This is a genomic window from Streptomyces coeruleorubidus (assembly GCF_008705135.1).
Taxonomy (GTDB): Bacteria; Actinomycetota; Actinomycetes; order Streptomycetales; family Streptomycetaceae; genus Streptomyces; species Streptomyces coeruleofuscus.
Map to the genome: position 1 here is coordinate 8,835,218 of NZ_CP023694.1, position 18,154 is coordinate 8,853,371.

The following is an 18,154-nucleotide window of genomic DNA, read 5'->3' on the forward strand; positions in this document are numbered from 1 at the left end:
TGACAACGGGCGTGAAAACTGCTCGATCAAGGTCCCCCGGCGGGGGCAGGATGCCCCCATGAGTGCCTCCTCTCTGCCCGCGGACAGCCCCGCCGCCCAGGGCGTCGACGCGTCCGGCGTCCACGCCTTCCTCGACGCCCTCGAAGCGGCCCCCGAGATCGAGCCGCACAGTTTGATGATCATGCGGCACGGCCGGCTGGTCGCCTCCGGATGGTGGGCGCCGTACACCCCCGACCGCCCGCACCTGCTGTATTCGCTCAGCAAGAGCTTCACCGGAACAGCCGCCGCCCTGGCCGAGGCGGAGGGACTGCTCGACTTCGACGCGCCGGTGATCTCGTACTTCCCGGAGCTCGAGGCCGAGATCACCGACCCGCGCAGCCGGGCCATGCTGGTACGGCACGTGGCGTCCATGTCGAGCGGCCACGAGCGGGAGACCGTCGACGAGGTCTACGGGCTGGACAAGGAGGAGCCCGTGCGCGGGTTCCTGCTGCTGCCGCCGGACCGCGATCCGGGCACCGTCTTCGCCTACAACCAGCCGGCCACCTACACCCTCGCCGCGATCGTCCAGCGGGTGACCGGGCAGCCGCTCACCGCGTATCTGCGCCCGCGGCTGCTGGATCCGCTGGGCATCGGCGAGGCGTTCTGGCAGCGGGACCGCGCCGGCCGCGAGATCGGCTACAGCGGTCTGCACGCCACCACCGACGCCGTCGCCCGGCTCGGCGAGCTCTATCTGCGCGACGGGGTCTGGGAGGGCGAGCGGCTGCTGCCCGAAGGGTGGGTCGCCCGGGCCACGCGTCCGCGGATACCGACCGCCGGAGCCATGGGAGACGTGGAGCGGCAGGACTGGGACCAGGGCTACGGCTACCAGTTCTGGATCTCCCGGCACGGCTACCGCGGCGACGGCGCGTACGGCCAGTTCTGCCTGGTGCTGCCCGAGCACGACGCGGTGATCGCGGCGACCTCGGCGACCGAACGGATGCAGGACTACCTGAACCTCGTCTGGCGGCACCTGCTGCCCGCCTTCGGGCCCGAGCCGCTGCCCGGGCGGGATGCCGCCGACGAGGCCCTGCGGGAGCGCCTCGCCCACCTCGCGCTGCCGTCCGCACCGGGCAGGCCGGCACCGCCCGACCGGGCGGAGGAATGGGCGGCCGCCGAGTTCAGGTCCTCCAAGGGGGACGGTCCCGCTCTGTCGGCGGGGCTCGTACCGGGCGCGGACGGCTGGACGCTCCGGCTCACCGAGGGCGAGCACAGGCTGGACGTGCGGATCGGAGGGGCGGGCTGGACGGTGGCGGAGAAACCGCTCCCGACCGCCGTGAGCGGCGGCTGGACGGACTCCGGCGCGCTGGCCGTGGAGGTGGTGTTCCTGGAGACCCCGCACCGCCTGGCGCTGACCTGCTCCCTCACGGACCGTACGCTCACCGCGAGCTGGCGCACGCAGCCCTTCGACCCCAGGCCGCTCACCCGCCTGCGCGCCCCGCGCGGCTCAGTCTGAGCCCGGCCGGAACGTCTTGAGGAAGGTCCGCAGAGCCTCCTGGTTCGCCTTGTCCTCCCAGTCGTCGTCCGGGGTCGTCCAGCGCAGCGAGAAGCTCCGGCCCTCGCCCAGCAGGAAGCCCCGGCCGAAGGTGTGCATCCGGGTGCCGTCGACGTCCGCCGTCCACTCCAAGTCGGCGGCCTCGCGTCCCTGGTACGTCGTGGCGCGGATCTCGCCGATGCGCCGGTAGTCGCCGGACCGCTCCAGGTTGGGTTCGACTTCGTCCCGCCACACGGCCACGGGATCCGGGCCCACGCGTTTGCTGTAGGTGACGGCCAGCGTGCGGTCGTCACCGGCGGCACCGAAGGTCACGCGGTACCGCAGATCGCCCTGGCGATCGGTGTCCAGCGGCTTCCAGCCCGCGGGGAGCGCGACGGAGAAGCCCTCCGGTGCGCGGTAGGTCCGGAAGCCGGCCGGCAGGCCCGTGGCCGGGGCCGACGGCGTGGGCGTCGGGGTGGGGGTTTTGGGGTCGGGGGACGACGGAGACGGCGTGGGGGAGGGGGAGCCGGTCCGGCCGGGTGGCTCGGACGGCTCGGGGCTGCCGCCGCCGGTGCCCTCGCCCGGTGTGGCGGCGGAGGCCGGTGGCCGGGCCGGGGACTCCGCCGCGTCGCTGCCCGAGTCGCCGCCGGGCAGCCCCTGGGTCGCGGCGAGTACGGCGACCGCGACGGTGACCACGGCCAGGGTGGTGCCGGCGACCATGGTCCGTCTGCTCCACGCCGGCCCCCCCGGCCGCATCGCGGCGTACGCGCCGCGCAGCCTCGGCGCGGGTACCGCCCCCATGGCGGCTTCCGGGTCCTCGCTGAGCGCGCGGGTCAGCGCCTCACGGACCACCGGGCGGGTCAGCCGTTCCCGCGCGTCCTTGCGGAGCAGCCCCTGCACGACCTGAGTGAGCGGCCCGGCGCGCATCGGCGTGCGCAGCGGCAGCCGGTCCACGGCCTTCAGGGTGTTCTCCGGCCGGCCCCGGTCCCGGAAGGGCGGGCGGCCCTCGACCATCGTGTAGAGGATCGCGCCGAGCGCCCACAGATCGGCCATGGGCCCGATGTGCTGGTCGCGGGCCTGCTCCGGGGAGGCGAACGCGGGTGCCGTGAGCCGGGGCGCGAGGGTCGCGCCGACCAGACCGTAGCCGGTGACGACGACTGATTGGTCCTCGCGTACGAACACCTGGCCGGGGCTGAGCTCGCCGTGCGTGACGCCCTCGGCGTGCGCGGCGTCCAGCACGTCGAGCACCTCCAGGCCGATACGGGCGGCCCGCACGTAGTTGAACGTGCCCTGCTCCGAGAGGAGTTCGCCGAGCGGGGTGCCGTCGATCCACTCGGTGACCGTCCACAGGGTGCCGGCCTCCTCGATGGCGTCGACGACCGTGGCGATCCGGCCGGGGCACAGCAGCACCATGCGTTCGGACGTGCGCAGCAGGCGGCCGGCGGTCCGGCGCTCGGTCTCGTACGTGTCGTCCGGGAGCCCGATCTGCGTGACGAGACACGGGCGGGAGACCTCGCCGGCACCGATGTCCTCGGCGTACCAGCAGATGCGGTTGGTCTCGCGCTGGATGATCTCGAGCAGCCGGTACCGGCCGGCCACCAACTGGTGTGTGGAGACGTGCGCCCTGCCCATGGCCATCCCTCGCTGGAAATCCGGCTCTCACCTTTTCCAGAGGTACGGGGCATGGACCGTGTTGCGTTCAACCGGATCACAACTCCGGGTTCATTCTTGTCTTTTATTCAAGAGAGGGGGTCAAGTGTGCGAGAGAAAACGGTCTTTCGCGGGCTCGGGAGCGGCTCACCTCGGTCGCCCGGGGTCGCGGAGGGCGTCGCCGCGGGTGCGGAGAATTCTTCTCCGCGGCCCGCGGATTCCCCAATCCCCGGCTGGCCTGCTGGTAACCGACGGTAAATGCGAAGGTGTCCACCGGCTGAACTCGACACCCCTCCGATGAATTCGCCGACGGATTCCCGAGCGCGGTCGGCTCAGACGTCGCGCCGTACCAGGAAGCCCAGCATTGACCGCAGTTCACCGAGGGCTCTCGCTTCCAGCGGCACCCCGGCGAGCTCCGTCTCGACGGCGGCGAGGTGACGCCGGGCCTCCGTCATGGCCGCCGCACGGGCGCCCGCCCGCTCGATCAGCTCCGCCGCCGCACCGGGATCGTCGCCTGCCTCCAGGAGCGCGGCGAGCCGGTCGCCACGCGCTGAGCCGAGCGCGACCAGCACGGGGAACGTCTTCTTCCGCTCCCGCAGATCACCGTGGACCGGCTTGCCGGTGACCTGCGGATCGCCCCAGATGCCCAGCACGTCGTCGACGATCTGAAAGGCGATCCCAAGGTGCCGGCCCACCCGGTCGAGTGCGGCGGCCGTCTCGGGAGCGGCACCGCCGAGCACGGCACCCAGCGCGGCCGCGCAGCCCAGCAGCGAGCCCGTCTTGTGCTCCGCCATCGCCCGGTACTCGTCCGGCCGGACCCGCTCCGGTCCCGTCCAGGGGCGCTCGGCGAACAGCAGGTCGTCCGCCTGCCCGCGCACCAGGTCGCCCAGCGCGACGGACAGCGTCCGCACGGCCGCGGCACCGCCCGGCTGCGCGGCGAGCGTCTCGACGGCCAGCGCGAACAGGGCGTCGCCCGCGAGGACCGCGGGGCCCGTGCCGTAGGCCTTCCACACGGCCGGGCGACGGCGCCGGTCCGCGTCGCCGTCCATGATGTCGTCGTGCAGCAGGGAGAAGGCGTGCACCAGCTCCACCGCGACCGCCGCCGCCACCCCGTCCCGCCCGGACGCACCGGCGGCCTCGGCGCCGAGCACCGCGAGCGCCTGCCGTACGCCCTTGCCGCCCGAGGCGACGGCCGGGGCACCGCCCACCTCGCACCAGCCGAAGGAGTAGGCGGCCATCTCACCGACCCAGGGGTGCAGCCGCCCGACGGCTTCGGCGAGGGCGGGGCGTACGAGGGTGCGGCAGCGGTGGAGGATCTGGTGGGGGTCGGCGAGGGGGTCGGACGGAGCCGAGTGGCCGGGGCCGCGTGAGGGGTGGGAGCCGGGTGCATGGTCGGGGGCGCCCGGGTGGTCGGGACTGCCCGCATGAAGCCCGGCCGCCCGGCGGCCGTCCCCGTGCTCCCGCTCCTCCTCATGCACGGCCCCGCCCCGCCGCGCCGCCTCTACCGCCGTGGAGGAGGCCGTCACCGTGCCACCTCCGCCGTCGGCCTCGCCTCGACGAGCCCGGCGTCCGGTATACCCAGTTCGTCGTACGCGCGAGCCACCATCTTGCGGGCGTGCTGGAGCCCGATCCGCTCCAGTGTGCCGGCGAGCTCGGACAGTTCGGCCGCCGTCTCGGCGCGGTCGCGGCCCAGCCGGGCCAGGGACTTGGCGAGGCCCAGCCGCGACAGCGCCTCCCCGCGTGGCTCGCTCATCTCACGGAACTCCGCGAGGGCCTGCTCGTACAGGGCGCGCGCCTCGGCGTAACGCCCGGCCCGGTACAGGACGTTGCCGCGCATCTTGTGGTTGTAGGCCAGCGCGCTGGACAGCCGCATCGCGCGGCACGTCGTCTCCGCCTCGCTCAGCAGCTCCAGTGCCCGCTCGGTGTCCCCGTCGCGCACGGACACGACGTCGGCCAGACCGCGCAACGCCCAGGCGTGACCGCGCCGGTCGTCGGCGCGCGCGGCGATCTCGGCGGACTCCTCGAACAGGGCGTACGCGGTGTCGTAGTCCCCGGTGTTGCGGTGCATCTGTGCGATGCCCTCCAGCGCCCACACCGTGTGCCGCGCCTCCCCGCGCCGCCGGGCCTCGGCGAGCAGCTGCTCGTGCAGCCGGCCGACGGCCTCGTAGTCGCCCTGGATGCGGCCGGTCTCGGCCAGACCCGCCAGCGAGTAGCCGCGTACGACGATGTCCCCGCCCCGTTCGCCCAGGTCCGCCGCGAGCTGGAGCAGCCTGCGGGCCAGCCGGAACGCCCCACGCTGCCGGGCCAGCGTGCCGCCGCTCCACAGCGCCCAGGCCATCGCCGCGACGTCCCCGGCCCGGCGGGCGGCCCGGTAACTCGCCTTCCACGCCCGGTCCGCGTCCTCGACCCGGCCCAGCCGGCGGTGCGCCTCTGCCACCGCCAGTCCGGAACGCGCCGCCTCCCCGGGCTTCCCCGCACGCTCGGCCGCCCTCAACTGCTCGGTTCCGGCGGCCAGGACGTCGGTCAGGGAGGAGTTGACGGACAGATTGGTGAGCGCGCCCTGGTACTCCGGGGCGAATGCCTTGCCGTACATCGATGCCTTTCGGTCCGTATGCGCACGATGTATACACAGTGCGTATACATAGCGTGTATAGAAACGTGGAAACCTGCCCTGGCCGCCAGGGCCAGGGCATCACCTGTTGTGGATCAAGACGTCGACCGCACGGACGGGGTTGCCTGTGAGGCGCAGATCACCGTGCGGGCCCCTGACACCTGTCAGGGCCGGTCGGGGCCGGCGGCCCTCTAGGTTCCTGTGCGCACCACATCTGTCAACAAGGAACAGCCCGATCTCGCAGACGATCCCTCCGCACGCGCTCCCCGCTGTTCCTGTCTCTCCCCCTCCCCGCTTCCTCGTTCACACCCCACGCGAGAGGACGTCATGCGCAAGGCAGTGATCAGCCTGCTCCTTGTGTCGGCCGTCATCACCGGCTGTGACAGCGCCAAGCACCCTCCGGTGAAAGCGGGGCCGCCGTCGACCGGAGGAGCCCGGCAACTGACCGATGCCGAGCAGTTGCGCATCTCGGACGCACAGCAACGGCTGATCGGCGCGTGCATGAGACGCCAGGGTTTCGAGTTCTGGGAGGCCGCGCGGCTCAGCCTGGAGGAAAGCCGCACGCTCGGCTATGTGCTGGACGATGTCGCCTGGGCCCGCAAGTACGGGTACGGCAGCCGCCTCCAGGCCAAGGATGCCGCCGCCCGGGCCGCCAACCCCAACCTCGCCTACCGCAAGCGGCTCTCCGAGCAGCGGCGCCAGGCCTACGACGAGGCTCTGGACGGCGGGGTCGACGTGCCGGTCATGGCCGTCGAGATCCCCGGTGGCGGGAGCGTGCGCAAACAGATGGGGGGCTGCGTGGCCGAATCCGAGAAGAAGCTGTACGGGGATCCCCGGGAGTGGTTCCGCGCGGAGAAGACCGCCGGGCATCTCCGCGCGCTCTACGTGCCCCGGGTGCTGGCCGACCAGCGGTTCTCGGCAGCGCAGAACGCCTGGTCGCGGTGTATGAAGCGGTTTGGCTACGACTACGAGGACCCGGGTGCCTCCCGCCAGTCGGCGGTCGCACAGTCCGACCGGGCGGCCGAGCCCAAGGTCTTCGAGGCCGAGCGGAAGCTCGCCGTGGCCGACGCCACCTGCGCCAAGGACACCGACCTTCGCGCCGTCGGCGAGGAGCGCGAGAGTCACTACGTCGCTCAGCTGCGCGACCGCTACGGGGAAGCCCTGGACACGTACCTCCGGCTGCAGCACCAAGCGCTCGACCGTGCCAAGAAGATCGTCGGCCCTCGGGCCTGACCACCCATCACCTCCACGACCCGTTCGTGTAACCGCATGCCTCACCAGAGGCGGAGACAGCAAGGAGTACGTCATGCGCAGATCAGGCACAGCCGCCATCGTCATCGCCCTGGCATCCCTCGGGCTCATGGCACCGACCACCTCTGCCGCGGCGGCAGACGACAACCTCTGCGCGGCGAGATGGCCGGGCCGTGACGGCAATGTGCGGGCTTGGGTGGACTGGGGCTGTAACGGGGACCGGCCTCTCGGCGTGACGCCGGGAGATGATCGCAGCTGGGGCGATGACGCCGGCGCGTTTCAGAGGCCCGCCAACATAGTGGCGTCCTCCGTGATGAACAGCGGGTTCGTCGGGGGAAGGGACGTCGTCGCCTTCTACTACGACAAGGACTACCAGTATCAGAACGGATATGTCTGCCTCGCTCCGGGAGAGAAGTGGGCCGACAACCTCACGGACAACTACTTCCACAACAGGCCCGGGCAGGTGGTGAACGACCGCATCGGGTCTCACCGGTGGGTCACCGCCTCCGAGTGCGCGGCGGGCAGCTGGCTCACCTGACAGGGAGCGGTGCCTGATCCCGGCGCAGTGGGAGGAGAGTTCAGTTCGCACGAGGGCCCGCGGGTTTCCGGCGGGCCCTCGACCACAGCCTCGTCGGCTTCGAAGTTCAGTGCTGACCGGCCTTCTGCGGTGTCGCCTCGCTCGGCCGCACGACGACGTATCCCTCGCCCTGGAGCGCCAGTTGCACGGCCTCGCCGGAGCCGCCGCGCAGCATCGAGCCGACGGACTGGGAGCGGTGCAGAGAGGTCTGGAGGCCCGCCGTCCAGCCGACGACCGCGTCGGTGTCGACGTACACCGGATACTGCGGCGAGACCGGGATGACCAGCGGATTGCCCTCGCACACCAAGCCCAGTCGGCCGTGCCCCGTGAAGACGCTGTTGAACAGGCCGCCCCCGGTGATGCCGGCGCCCTTCACGGTCGCGATGCGGTAGGACAACGTGGCGTCGAAGCACAGGACGTTACGGCCGTTGACCGTGAACTCGTCGCCGGGTTCGACTTCGACGATGAAGCAGTTCTGCGCTTCGTGGGCGAACCATGCCTCGCCCTGTCCGCGCACGGCCATCAGCGGAAGTCCCTCCCCGGTGACCGCGCGCTTGAGCATGCCGCCCACGCCCTGGCCCTTGCGCTCGAACTGGAGGTTGCCGCGGTAGGCGATCATCACGCCCTGTCGGGCGAGCATCTCGCCGTTCACCGTGTAGCGGAGGCACTTGGCGTTCTCGGCCGTCATACCCGGTGCGACGGCCGGCTGCGCCATGTGCCTGCTGGAAAAGAGGTCACCCTTCATACACGCATCCTCACCCGGAGCATTCCCCTCCGCCAAGATCGGGCGAGTGACGGCAGGGCGCGCGGTCGTGCGGTGTCAGCCGCCGAAGAGTTGCGTCCAGTACGTTCCCGCCCGGCCGCCGCCCGCGAAGCCGACCCCGATGTGCGTGAAGCCGGGCTTGAGGATGTTGGCCCGGTGGCCCGGGCTGTTCATCCAGCCCTCGACCACTTCGGCGGGGGAGCGCTGGCCGCAGGCTATGTTCTCGCCGATGGAACGCCGGGTGGAGCCCGCGGCCGCTGCCCTGTCCCAGGGCCGGCTGCCGTCGGGCGCGGTGTGCGAGTAGAAGGCGCGGGCCACCATGTCCGCGCTGTGTGCCTGGGCGGCGGCGGTGAGCAGGGGATCGGCGGCCAGCGGCGGGAGCCCGGCCCGGGCGCGCTCCCGGTTGGTGAGGTCGGTGACGGCCGCCGCCGCGCCCGTCAGCCCGTCCGGTGTGAGGGGCCTGGCCCAGAGCGCGGTCCAGTACGTGTCGTCGGTGGGACCGTCGTGGACGTGGGCCACTCCGGCGTGGGTGAACGCCGGTTCGTGCAGGATGCGGCGGGCCCCGTCCGTGCGCAGGCAGTACGCGACGAACTCGGCTGTGGCGCGCGGGCCGGACACCAGGTGCTCGCCGACGGTGAGGTACGCGTACCCGGCGCCGACGACCCGCTGGTAGACGGAGACGCCGTCCCGGCTCTCGACACCGAGGCGTCCGGACGCGGCCATGGCGGCGGCGTGGGCCCGCGCCGCGGACACGAGCCGCGGGTCGAGCGAGACCGGTGGTGAACCGATGGCGGTTCGGGCGGAGTTGACCAGGGCGGTGAAGCCGTCCGGGTCGGGGGCGGACGGTACGGAGGCGGAAGGGCCGGGGGAGGGGCCGACGCCGGTTGCGCTCCCGGTCGGGCGCCGCGCGGCCGTCGGCGGTGTCGGCGCGTGGGTGGGGGCGTGGGCCGCTCGCTGCGCGCCGCCGCCGGGGGAGCCCGGCCGCGCGCCCGACGCACCGACTGCCGGCGAGTCCGGCCCGGTCGCGGGCGTGTCGTCCACGACGTCGACACCGAAGTCCCTGGCGAGTCCCGCCAGTCCGTCGGCATACCCCTGGCCCAGGGCCCGCAGCTTCCAGCGGTCGCCGCGCCGGTAGAGCTCCGCGAGCAGCAGGACCGTCTCCTGGCGGGGGTGCGGTGGGGTGAACCGGGCGAGCGGGCGGCCTCCGGCGTCGGTGACGTGCAGCGTGGGGGACGGCAGGCGACCGAGGGGGGTTCCGGGTTCGGCGGGGCTGACGGCGACGGTGACCCGGGTGGCCCCGCTGCGCAGCCTCGCCGGGTCCACGGTGAGCGCGTCGCCCCGGAGCGTCGCTCCCGGCGCGGCCGGCTGGTTGTAGAAGACGAAGTCGCCGTCGTCCCGCACCTTTCCGCCGTCGTCCGTGACGAGCGCGGACACGTCGAACGGGCCGGGCACCCGGACGGTCACCGCCCCGCCCGGAAGCGGCAGATTGCCACCGGGGACCAACTCGTTCATCACGCCCCCCTGCTGTCGTCGTACCGGCCTCCCCGTGGGGACGCGGATGCCCGGACAACGGCCGTGGCGGCGCGGGGGTTCCCACGTCAGCCCCCGTCCACGACCAGAAAGCCGGCTCCCGCCTGCGACCACCTCGAAGAGCGATGCCCGTTCCTCGAGGCCGCACCACTAACGTGTCGTACGCCGGGACGGCAGGCACTGTCCGACTCGGTCCCGGTGGCTCCGCGACGCTGCGGGATCTCGCCCCCTACACCGCCCGACCGTGCACACCGGCCGAAGGAGCGCCCCCCGATGCCACGCACCGCACGCCCTCGCGGCCGCACCGCCCTGGCCGCCGTCTGCTGCTGCCTGTTGCTGGGCTGCGGTTCCGGCGGCGCACCCCAGGGGGACGAGCCGGACCCGCCGGCCGGCGCGCCGACAGGGACCGAGTACGGCGTGGTCACCTGGGCCTCCTCCGCCGACCGCATCGGCGAGGCGGTCGACGGCCGCGGCTACCGGCTGGTCGTGCACACCAGCGTCGGCGGCACCGGCCTCAGGGTGCGGCTGTCCAACGCCTTCGGGGACCAGCCGGTGACGTTCGGCAACGTCCACGCGGGGCTACAGCGCGACGGAGCCGCACTCGTCCCCGGCAGCAACCGGCGCCTGACCTTCGACGGCGCGCGCTCCGTCACGGTCCCCGCCGGCGGCATCGTCTACAGCGACCCGCTGCCCGGCCACGTCCCCGCCGCGAGCAAGCTCGTGGTCAGCCTCTACGTCCCCCGGGCGGGAGGAGTGCTCACCGGGCACTGGATGGCGATGCAGACGTCGTACACCACCGCCGGCGACCACACGGCGGAGGAGAGCGGTGCCAACTGGGCGCAGCGGACCGGCTCCTGGTTCTACCTCGACGCCGTCACCGTGCGGCCCAGGCCCGCGGCGGGCGCCGTGGCCGCCCTCGGCGACTCGATCACCGACGGCTGGCAGTCCACGACCGGCCTCGACCGCCGCTGGCCCGACTACCTGGCCCGCCGGCTGCGCACGTCCCCCACGACGTCCGTCGAGGGAGTGGCCAACGCGGGTATCGCGGGCAACAAGGTCCTCACCGACGGCCCCGGACAGAGCGCCCTGAACCGCCTGTCGCGGGACGTCCTCTCGCTGCCCGGCCTGCGCACGGTGTTCGTCTTCCAGGGCGTCAACGACATCAAGGTTGAGCCCGGCGCCACGGCCGACGAGCTCATCGCCGGGTACCGCACGCTGGCCGACCGGGTGCACGCGGCCGGGAAGTGCGTCGTCGCCGCCACGGTCGCCCCCTACAAGGGATGGCGGGAATGGGACCCCGAGGGAGAAGCCGTGCGCCAGGAGGTCAACACCTTCCTCCGCAGCAGCGGGGAGTTCGACGCGGTCACCGACTTCGACCGCATCCTGCGCAGCCCCTATGACCACGAGCGTCTCCTCCCCGCCTTCGACGGCGGCGACCACCTGCACCCCAACGACAAGGGGATGCAGGCGATGGCCGACGCCGTCGATCCGGAGAGCCTCGACTGCGGGACCCGCTAGCCCGCATCAGGGACACGCCCCCGCCGGCCGGCGGCGGTCCGCAGGTCAGCCGGACGCCGACCGCTCCGGGGTGATCAGACCCTCCCGGTAGGCGATGGCCACCGCCTCGCCGCGGCTCGCCGCGCCCAGCTTGGCGAGGATGTTGGAGACGTGGACGCTCGCCGTCTTGCCGGTGATGAACAGCTCCTCGCCGATCTGCCGGTTGCTGCGGCCGAGCGCCAGCAGCCGCAGCACCTCCTGCTCGCGTGCGGTGAGCACCACGCGTTCGTCGGTGTCCGGCGTGTCCGCCAGGCGACCGCGCCGGACCAGGACGTCCACCTGCTCCCGCAGCGGCGTGGCGCCGAGACGGTCGGCGGTCTCCCGGACCTCGCGGGCCTCGGCCGCCGCCTCCTCGCGACGCCCGGCCGCGACCAGGGCCTCGGCGTACCGCAGCCGGCAGCGTGCCTGCTCGTAGACGTCGCCGAAGCCGAACGCCGTCAGCGCCCGAGACCAGGCCGCGGCGTCCGGCCCCGAGACGACTCGGATCCACTCCGCCTCGGCACGGGCCAGCCACGCCTGCCCCTCCGGGCCCTGTGGAGTGCCGTGCTCGGCGTGGGTGGCGGTGGCTCGCGCCAGTTCCACCAGTTCGGCCGCGGTGTCCGTCCAGCGGCGGGTCGTCGCCTCGTCACCGGCCGACCGGGGCTCGGTGGCCGCGTCGGCCACCGCTGACAACGCCAGGGCGGCGAGCCGGACCGCGACCTCCGGGCGGGCCCCCGCCTCGTCGGTGAGGGCCGCGACCGTGGACCGCGTCCACCGCACCGCGTCCCCGGGATCACGGCGCAGCGCCGCCGCGTCGGTGAGCACGATGCCCGCGACCAGGGTGGCCATCCAGTCGAAGGGCCCCTCCAGCAGGGCACGCGCCCGGTCGGCGGCCGCCATGTCGCCCCGCGCCAGGGCGACGTACAGCGCGGGACCGACCGTGTACGCGCCGGCGGCCGGCAGCGGCTCGGCATCGGCCGCCGCCGCCCGCACACACTCGTCCCAGCGGCCCAGCACATGCAGCACCACCAGCCGCAGGTACCGCATCTCCAGCGGATACGGGGACGACAGCAGCCCGGCGCGCCGGGCCCGGTCCAGGCCTTCCGTCAGCCAGGGCACGCACTCCGCCAGCGCACCGGACTCGTAGTAGCCCATGGCGAGGTTGAACAGGGCACGCAGTTCCACGGCCGCGTTGCCCGAACTCCGGGCCAGCTCCCGGGCCCGCAGCAGCCGCTCACGGCCCTCGGGGCCGCGCCGCCCGCCTCCGTCGAAGACGGCCAGGGAGACCAGCAGGTCCGCCTGGGCGTCGGTCATCCGCAGTCCCTCGGCCACGCTCAGTGCCCGCCGGGCGACCCGCAGCGCGGTCTCGTTCCCCCCGACGTGGCGTGCGGCCATGGCATGCGTGGCCGCCGCCCACACCCACGTACGCGACGGCGGATCCTCGGGGATCATCGCCAGGGCCTCGCTGCTGTAGGCGAACGCCGCCGTCAGGCTGTCCACGCTCAACAGGTTCCCGGCGAGGGTGTAGCGGACCCGGGCGGCGAGTTCGGAGTCGGCGTCCTGGCCGAGCTCCGCCAGCGCGGACCGTGCGAGGGAGACCGCCCGGTGCAGCTCCCCGGCGTGCGCGGCGGCCGCCGAGGCCCGCAAGGTCAGCGTCACACGGCCGACGCCTCCGCTCGAGGGCCGCGCCTCGGCACCCACCGCCGGCCACAGGTCGAGGGCCGCTTCGAGATGCCGCTGCTCCTCGGCCGGCGCGCCCACCCGCTGGGCGTGGTCGGCGGCTTCCAGGGAGGCGGTCAGCGCCTCGGCGAGGTCGTGGCTCTCCCGGTAGTGGTGGGCACGCTCGGCAGCGCTCTCCGCGGCCCGGCCCTGCCCGGCGAGCAGCCGGGCGAACGCGCCGTGCAGCCGCGCCCGCTCCCCGGGGAGCAGATCCGCGTAGACGGCCTCACGGGCGAGGGCGTGCCGGAAGGAGTACGTGTCGTCGCCCCCGGCGACGAGCAACTGCCGTCCCACCGCCTCGCGCAGCGCCGACTCCAGCTCCTCCTCGGGAAGCCCGACCGCCTCCCGCAGCAGCTCGTGCTCCACCCGGCGCCCGGCGACGGCCGCGGTCCGCAGCACCTGCTGCGCGGTGTCGGACAACTGCTCGAAGCGGATCAGCAGCACGTCGGCGAGCCCGCTGGGCACCCCGCCGGACTCCGTGTCCGTCGCCGCGAGCAACTCCTCCGCGTAGAAGGCGTTCCCCTCGGCCCGCTCCACGATCCGCCGCACCGTCGCCTCCGCCAGCGGACGCCGTTCGAGCTGCCGCACCAGCCGGGCCACATCGGAATCGCCCAGCGGCCGCAGCTCCAGCCGCTCGACGGCGGGCAGCCGTATCAGCTCCGCGAGCAGCGGCCGCAGCGGATGGCGACGGTGCAGGTCGTCCGCCCGGTACGAGGCGAACACCGCCAGCCGGTGCCGCAGAACACCCCGGCCGAGCAGGAACCGCAGCAGATCCCGCGACGACTGGTCGGCCCAGTGCAGATCCTCCAGCACGAGCAACAGCGGCGCGACATCCGCCACATCGGCCAGCAGCCCCGCCATCCCCTCGAACAGCCGCAGCCGCCCGTCTACGTCCCGAGCGGAATCGCTCCCGCCTCCGAGCATCCGCCCGACCGCGGGATGAGCGGCCAGGGCGGAAGCGAACCGCTCGTCGGCGGCGAGCACGCCCAGGATCTCGGTGAACGGCAGATACGGCAGCCCCACATCACCGAGATCCACGCAGTGCCCGGTGACCACGGTCATGCCCGCTTCGGCGGCCCGCCCCCCGACCTCGTCCAGGAGCCGAGTCTTACCGACCCCGGCGTCCCCGGCGACCAGTACCGCACGAGCCTCCCCACGCCGGGCTCGCTCCAGCACGCCGGTCAGCCAGGCAAGTTCGGATCCCCGCCCGACAACCGGCGTGACGTATGAAGCCTGCGGCACAGAACCAACCTTCTTCTCTTGGGGGCGCGGGGCTGTGACACTATGCGGCTCCGCCGCGTGGGCGCGATCAACCCACAACAACCCGCAGCCGCCACCAAACAACAACCCCCGAGCTCCTAGGACGTGTCCGCAAAGTCCCGCCTGCCCCGCGACGCCCGGCACGCACTCTCGCCGCACCGGCCGAACACCCGCGTACAACCAGTACGCGGGCGTCCGCCCGGCACGCCGAGAGCACGCACCGAACGCCGCGGGGCCCGCCCTCCGGCGGACGACGGGACTTTACGGACACGCCCTAGGCCCGCAAAACCCTCGCCCAATCATCCGGCACCCGCCCCGCAGGCCCCGGCACCGGCTGATCCGCGGGATGACTCACCGGCGCGGCCAGCTCCGGCCCCGACTCGTACAACTCGTTCGTCGAGTAGTCCCAGTACCAGACCTCACCCGGCTCGAAGCTCTGCACCAACGGATGCCCCGACTCCCTGAAATGAGCCGTCGCATGCTTCGCGGGCGAACTGTCACAGCACCCCACATGCCCGCACTGCGCACACCGCCGAAGGTGGAACCACCACCCCCCGGCGGCCTCGCACTCCGCACACCCGCTCCCGCTGGGCGCAGCACTCGGGTCGATCCCGTTCTCACCACTCATGCCGACTCCTCCTCGACCGCTGTCAGCGGAAGCAGCACCTGGAACCGCGTGTCCCCGGGCTCCGACTCCGCCTGAATGCTCCCGTGATGCTTGTTGACCACGATCCGCCAGGAGATGTCGAGCCCGAGCCCGGTCCCCTCACCCACCGGCTTCGTCGTGAAGAACGGGTCGAAGATCCGCCCCCGGTCCTCCGCCGGGATACCGACGCCCGTGTCCCGGAACTCCACCAGCAGCCGGTCGTGGTCCCGGGCCGTCCGTACGGTCAGCGTCCCTTCCCCGCCCGCGCTGTTCATCGCCGAGACCGCGTTGTCGATCAGGTTCGTCCACACCTGGTTGAGTTCCGCCGGGTACGCCGGGATCCTCGGCAGCGTCCGGTCGTAGTCCTTGACGACCTTGATCCGCCGGCCGATCTTGCCCGACAGCATCAGCAGCGTGCTGTCGAGCAGTTCGTGCACATCGGCGTTCTGGAAGGGCGCCCGGTCGAGCTGGGAGTACTGTTTGGCGGCGTCGACGAGATGCGAGATGCGCGCGGTGGAGTCGTTGATCTCGTCCATCAACAGCTCGGTCTCGACGGTGTAGTTGAGCCATCCGACGGCGCTCGGCAGGAGTTCCTCGTCCACCGCCGCCGCGACCTGGTCCAGCCAGTCCTCGTCGAGACCGGCCTGGACGAAGGCGGGGGCGATCCGCCAGCCGTCCGGGATGCCGTGGTCGTCGAGCCAGTCGGTGAGCGCGTCCTCGCGGTCGGAGGCCTCCAGCGGACTCAGCGTCGGTGCCTTGGCGACCCGCTCGGCGGTGCGTTCCTGGAGGTCGATGAGGTTCGCCATGACCTCGGGGGAGTACGAGCCCTGCGCGATGACCGCCAGCTTGTGCCGCATCTTGCCCACCCGCTCCCGCAGCGTCGCGGTCGCCCGTACGGCAGCCGCCGCGGGGTTGTTGAGCTCGTGGGTGAGGCCGGCGGACAACGAGCCGAGCGCCAGCAGCCGCTCGCGCTGCCCGATGGCCCGCTGGGTGTTCTTCGAACCGAAGAACAGCCCCTCCAGCAGATGCACCGCCATCGGGAACCACTCCTGCATGATGCCTGCGAACGTGTCGGCGGGCAGCACGAAGAACCGCGTCGGCTCGGTGACGCGCATGGAGTTGTTGTAGACCTGCCGCACCCGGTCGCCCAGATACGCCTGCATGGACCCCGCGTACACCCCGCGCTGGGAGGTCCGGGTCACCTCCACGTCGTCCCCGCCGACCCGGCGGTACAGCACGACCGTGCCCTCCAGCATCACGTAGAAGCAGGTGGCGGGTTCACCCTCGGTGTACACGGGGCCGGGTTCGAACTGCTCCACGCGCCCCTCGGCGCACAGCCGTCCCAGCTGCTCGGGGGTCAGCTTCTCGAACAGGAACAGGGAGCCGATCTCCTGCGGGGCGCAAGGCAGGGGCTGCCCGCTCACGACTGCTCCAGATACCGGTGGACGAGCATCACGGCCATGGCTCCCTCTCCGACGGCGGACGCGACCCGCTTGGCGGACTCGGAGCGGGCGTCGCCCGCCACGAACACGCCGGGCACATTGGTCTCCAGGTGGTACGGCGGCCGGTCCAGCTCCCAGCCCTCCGGCGGGCGGCCGTCGGGCGTCAGGTCGGGTCCGGCGAGGATGAACCCGCGTTCGTCCCGCAGCACCGTGCCGTCGAGCCAGTCGGTCCGCGGGGCAGCGCCGATGAACACGAACACCCACTGCGCGTCGACCTGTTCGGTCTCGCCGGTGTCCACGTCCCGCAGCGTCAGCCGCTCCAGGTGACCGTCGCCGTGCGCTTCCTCGACGACCGTGCGGGCGCGCACCTGGATGTTCGGGGACTCCTCGATCTGCTGGATGAGGTAGTGCGACATCGACGCCGCCAGCGACTCGCCGCGCACCAGCAGCGTCACCGACTTGGCGCCCCGTGAGAGGTACATCGCCGCCTGCCCGGCGGAGTTGGCGCCGCCGACGATGTACACGTCCTGTCCCTGGCAGGAGGGAGCCTCCGTCAGGGCCGAGCCGTAGAACACTCCGCACCCGGTCAGGTCCTCGCAGCCGGGCGCCGCCAGCTGCCGGTAGGACACGCCGGTCGCCAGGATCACGCTGTGCGCGGCGACCGCCGAGCCGTCCGAGAACCGGACGATCCGGGCGGCGCCGTTGGCCTCCAGCGCCGTCACCTCGCGCGCGGAGAGGATCTCGGCGCCGAACTTCGTCGCCTGCCGCCGTGCCCGGTCGGTGAGCTGGGCCCCCGACACGCCGTCGGGGAAGCCCAGGTAGTTCTCGATGCGTGAGCTCTGCCCGGCCTGCCCGCCGGTCGCGGACCGCTCCACGAGCACCGTCCGCAGCCCTTCGGAGGCGCCGTAGACCGCCGCGCCGAGCCCGGCCGGACCGCCGCCGATCACGACCAGGTCGTAGAACTCGGCCGTCGGGGTCGTCGCCAGCCCGACCCGGGCGGCGAGGTCGACTGCCTCCGGCTCCACCAGCGGTGTCCCGTCCGGCGTGATCACCACCGGCAGCCGCATCCCGTCCTCACCGGCCGCGGCCAGCAGCCGCCGCCCCTCCGGCTCGTCGGAGGAGTACCAGCGGTACGGCACCTGGTTGCGGGCCAGGAACTCCCGGACGTCCGAGGAGCGCGCCGACCAGCGGTGCCCGACGACCTTCGTGCTGGGGACGGGCCGGTGGTCGCCGGCCCGCCATGCCCGGAGCAGATCGTCGACGACCGGGTAGAGCTTCTCCTCGGGCGGGTCCCACGGCTTGAGCAGGTAGTGGTCGAGGTCGACGACGTTGATCGCGTCGATCGCCGCGTTCGTGTCCGCGTACGCCGTCAGCAGCACCCGCCGGGCGCCCGGGTAGACGTCCAGGGCCTGTTCGAGGAACTCGATGCCGTTCATCTGCGGCATCCGGTAGTCGGCCAGGATCACGGCCACGAGATCGCCGCGCAGCTTCAGCTCCCGCAGCGCGTCGAGCGCGGACTCGCCGGACTCCGCGCGCACGATCCGGTACGACGCGCCGTACCGCCGCCTCAGGTCCCGGGCCACGGCCCGGGAGACCCCCGGGTCGTCGTCCACGGTCATGACGACGGTCCGCGCCGCATCGGCGGCCTGTGCCATACGT

13 protein-coding genes are annotated in these 18,154 nt (G+C 72.8%); 4 read left to right on the top strand and 9 right to left on the bottom strand.

Going from position 1 to position 18,154, the window contains the following annotated elements; all coding sequences use genetic code 11:
- Positions 1 to 58 precede the first annotated feature (58 nt).
- Positions 59 to 1,492 (top strand): serine hydrolase domain-containing protein, encoded by a 1,434-nt coding sequence (locus tag CP976_RS40230; RefSeq protein WP_150484776.1) that lies wholly within the window; start codon positions 59 to 61, stop codon positions 1,490 to 1,492.
- Here the strand turns inward: CP976_RS40230 and CP976_RS40235 are convergent.
- The 3 genes from CP976_RS40235 to CP976_RS40245 all read right to left on the bottom strand — a co-directional run bounded on the left by CP976_RS40235 (position 1,484) and on the right by CP976_RS40245 (position 5,753).
- Complete coding sequence (locus CP976_RS40235; protein WP_150484777.1) at positions 1,484 to 3,142, bottom strand: serine/threonine protein kinase; 1,659 nt, start codon at positions 3,140 to 3,142, stop codon at positions 1,484 to 1,486. The two genes, CP976_RS40230 and CP976_RS40235, sit on opposite strands and share 9 nt — an antisense overlap.
- 350 nt (positions 3,143 to 3,492) lie before the next feature.
- Complete coding sequence (locus tag CP976_RS40240) at positions 3,493 to 4,476, bottom strand: polyprenyl synthetase family protein (protein WP_150485715.1); 984 nt, start codon at positions 4,474 to 4,476, stop codon at positions 3,493 to 3,495.
- 206 nt (positions 4,477 to 4,682) lie between these two features.
- Positions 4,683 to 5,753 carry a tetratricopeptide repeat protein gene (locus CP976_RS40245; RefSeq protein WP_150484778.1) on the bottom strand — a complete coding sequence of 357 codons (1,071 nt, stop codon included), beginning with the start codon at positions 5,751 to 5,753 and terminating at the stop codon, positions 4,683 to 4,685.
- 345 nt (positions 5,754 to 6,098) lie between these two features.
- Between CP976_RS40245 and CP976_RS40250 the strand changes: the two genes are divergently transcribed.
- Positions 6,099 to 7,004: a hypothetical protein gene (locus tag CP976_RS40250; RefSeq protein ID WP_150484779.1), complete on the top strand. Its 906-nt coding sequence runs from the start codon at positions 6,099 to 6,101 to the stop codon at positions 7,002 to 7,004.
- Between the two features lie 73 nt (positions 7,005 to 7,077).
- Positions 7,078 to 7,560 (top strand): hypothetical protein, encoded by a 483-nt coding sequence (locus CP976_RS40255; protein ID WP_150484780.1) that lies wholly within the window; start codon positions 7,078 to 7,080, stop codon positions 7,558 to 7,560.
- A gap of 106 nt (positions 7,561 to 7,666) precedes the next feature.
- On the opposite strand, the gene CP976_RS40260 is transcribed toward CP976_RS40255, so the two are convergent.
- Complete coding sequence (locus CP976_RS40260; RefSeq protein ID WP_150484781.1) at positions 7,667 to 8,344, bottom strand: AIM24 family protein; 678 nt, start codon at positions 8,342 to 8,344, stop codon at positions 7,667 to 7,669.
- Positions 8,345 to 8,419: 75 nt separating this feature from the next.
- Positions 8,420 to 9,874 carry a CAP domain-containing protein gene (locus tag CP976_RS40265; RefSeq protein ID WP_150484782.1) on the bottom strand — a complete coding sequence of 485 codons (1,455 nt, stop codon included), beginning with the start codon at positions 9,872 to 9,874 and terminating at the stop codon, positions 8,420 to 8,422.
- 291 nt (positions 9,875 to 10,165) lie between these two features.
- Here CP976_RS40265 and CP976_RS40270 point away from each other — a divergent pair, with 291 nt between their 5' ends.
- Positions 10,166 to 11,410, top strand: a complete 1,245-nt coding sequence (locus tag CP976_RS40270) for an SGNH/GDSL hydrolase family protein (RefSeq protein ID WP_150484783.1) — start codon at positions 10,166 to 10,168, stop codon at positions 11,408 to 11,410.
- 45 nt (positions 11,411 to 11,455) lie between these two features.
- Here the strand turns inward: CP976_RS40270 and CP976_RS40275 are convergent, their stop codons facing one another.
- From CP976_RS40275 to CP976_RS40295, 4 genes are all read right to left on the bottom strand, one after another.
- Positions 11,456 to 14,389: a helix-turn-helix transcriptional regulator gene (locus CP976_RS40275; protein ID WP_150484784.1), complete on the bottom strand. Its 2,934-nt coding sequence runs from the start codon at positions 14,387 to 14,389 to the stop codon at positions 11,456 to 11,458.
- Positions 14,390 to 14,681: 292 nt separating this feature from the next.
- Entirely contained in the window at positions 14,682 to 15,035 is a 354-nt protein-coding gene (locus CP976_RS40285; protein ID WP_150484785.1) for a UBP-type zinc finger domain-containing protein, read from the bottom strand.
- Positions 15,032 to 16,477 carry an ATP-binding protein gene (locus CP976_RS40290; protein ID WP_150484786.1) on the bottom strand — a complete coding sequence of 482 codons (1,446 nt, stop codon included), beginning with the start codon at positions 16,475 to 16,477 and terminating at the stop codon, positions 15,032 to 15,034. Before CP976_RS40290 ends, CP976_RS40285 begins: the two co-directional genes overlap by 4 nt.
- Positions 16,474 to 18,150 (bottom strand): NAD(P)/FAD-dependent oxidoreductase, encoded by a 1,677-nt coding sequence (locus CP976_RS40295; protein WP_150484787.1) that lies wholly within the window; start codon positions 18,148 to 18,150, stop codon positions 16,474 to 16,476. Before CP976_RS40295 ends, CP976_RS40290 begins: the two co-directional genes overlap by 4 nt.
- Between the last annotated feature and the right edge of the window lie 4 nt (positions 18,151 to 18,154).

What these genes read in the sequence shown, in the direction of transcription:
- CP976_RS40230 (WP_150484776.1), top strand. Translation starts at nt 59, where the DNA reads ATGAGTGCCTCCTCTCTGCCCGCGGACAGCCCCGCCGCCCAGGGCGTC.
- CP976_RS40235 (WP_150484777.1), bottom strand. Translation starts at nt 3,142, where the DNA reads ATGGGCAGGGCGCACGTCTCCACACACCAGTTGGTGGCCGGCCGGTAC.
- CP976_RS40245 (WP_150484778.1), bottom strand. Translation starts at nt 5,753, where the DNA reads ATGTACGGCAAGGCATTCGCCCCGGAGTACCAGGGCGCGCTCACCAAT.
- CP976_RS40250 (WP_150484779.1), top strand. Translation starts at nt 6,099, where the DNA reads ATGCGCAAGGCAGTGATCAGCCTGCTCCTTGTGTCGGCCGTCATCACC.
- CP976_RS40255 (WP_150484780.1), top strand. Translation starts at nt 7,078, where the DNA reads ATGCGCAGATCAGGCACAGCCGCCATCGTCATCGCCCTGGCATCCCTC.
- CP976_RS40260 (WP_150484781.1), bottom strand. Translation starts at nt 8,344, where the DNA reads ATGAAGGGTGACCTCTTTTCCAGCAGGCACATGGCGCAGCCGGCCGTC.
- CP976_RS40265 (WP_150484782.1), bottom strand. Translation starts at nt 9,874, where the DNA reads ATGAACGAGTTGGTCCCCGGTGGCAATCTGCCGCTTCCGGGCGGGGCG.
- CP976_RS40270 (WP_150484783.1), top strand. Translation starts at nt 10,166, where the DNA reads ATGCCACGCACCGCACGCCCTCGCGGCCGCACCGCCCTGGCCGCCGTC.
- CP976_RS40285 (WP_150484785.1), bottom strand. Translation starts at nt 15,035, where the DNA reads ATGAGTGGTGAGAACGGGATCGACCCGAGTGCTGCGCCCAGCGGGAGC.
- CP976_RS40295 (WP_150484787.1), bottom strand. Translation starts at nt 18,150, where the DNA reads ATGGCACAGGCCGCCGATGCGGCGCGGACCGTCGTCATGACCGTGGAC.